Origin of the sequence: Herbaspirillum sp. B65, assembly GCF_000333555.1 — a bacterium.
In the GTDB taxonomy this organism is placed as follows: Bacteria; Pseudomonadota; Gammaproteobacteria; order Burkholderiales; family Burkholderiaceae_D; genus Herbaspirillum; species Herbaspirillum rubrisubalbicans.
Genome location: NZ_BADI01001013.1, coordinates 1 through 1,007 on the forward strand (window position 1 = coordinate 1; position 1,007 = coordinate 1,007).

Genomic DNA, 1,007 nt, shown 5'->3' on the forward strand with positions numbered 1-1,007 from the left:
TGAGCAGCAGTCACGCCTACCACCACTTCAATATAAACCACTTATTTAATAAATTCGATATAAATGTTTTTTCTGTTGGTCATTTACATCAAAAAGGAGGGGGATGCTGTCAAGCCAACAAAGAAAATGAAGAAATCCCTAATAGATCGTGGCAAGAAAGCCGCATTTTAGGCGGAATTCAGCCCTGAAACCCGTCTATCAGCAGGAAGGTGTGCCTTGTAAAAATTGGGCGAAATGTTCAGCGATGCGCATTTTGCTCGCAAAAAAGCGCAAAGAAACAAAATTTCTCGGCACTTTTCGCACAATAAAATGATTTATTCGATTTATTTGATTATTGACACCACGTAATGCGAAGAGATGAGCCCGATATTGCCCTCCCTCAAACACTGCTTCATTCCATAGGCCGGCCGCTCACGCAGCCGGTCGTCTTGCCAGCGCCAGGATGGTGCCGAAGAGGATCATCATGCCGCCGCTGATGCGGTTCATCCAGCGCAGTCCACGCGCATTCTGCAGCAAGCCGGACAGTCGGGTGCCGGCATAGGCGTAGGCGGCAATGGCCACCAGTTCCAGTGTGAGGAAGATGCTTCCGAGCAGCAGGAAGCTGCCCCAGTAGTTGCCCGGCACTACGAACTGCGGGAAGAAGGCCGTGAAGACCAGGATGGCCTTGGGGTTGCCGATGGCCACCAGGAATTCCTTGCGGAGAAAGCTGCGGATGCCACCGCGCCCCAACTCCACACCTTGCGCCGACACCGTCGCCTTGGCAAAGAATATCTTGCATCCCAGCCAGACCAGGTAGGCTGCCCCCAGCAGCTTGACCACCGTAAAGGCGATCTGCGACGCCATCAGCAGCGCGCCCATGCCCAGCGCCGCGACGGCAATCATCAGGGCAAACGCCACCAACCGTCCGGCTGCCGCCAGCAGTGCCGGCCCGCACCCATGCTGCGCGCCGATGGTCATGGAGAGCAGGTTATTGGGGGCAAAGGCCATGTTCAGTGCAAAGCAGGAGG

Annotated in this window: 2 protein-coding genes; one reads left to right on the forward strand and one right to left on the reverse strand. The window is 54.8% G+C overall.

Annotated features, from left to right (window positions below):
* Positions 1 to 188, forward strand: a 188-nt coding sequence (locus I5W_RS32955; RefSeq protein WP_217284464.1) for a hypothetical protein, incomplete at its 5' end; no start/stop codon positions are given.
* A gap of 223 nt (positions 189 to 411) precedes the next feature.
* Here I5W_RS32955 and I5W_RS23930 read toward each other — a convergent pair.
* Positions 412 to 1,007: LysE family translocator (locus tag I5W_RS23930; protein WP_044531125.1), on the reverse strand; the 596-nt coding region annotated here is incomplete at its 5' end.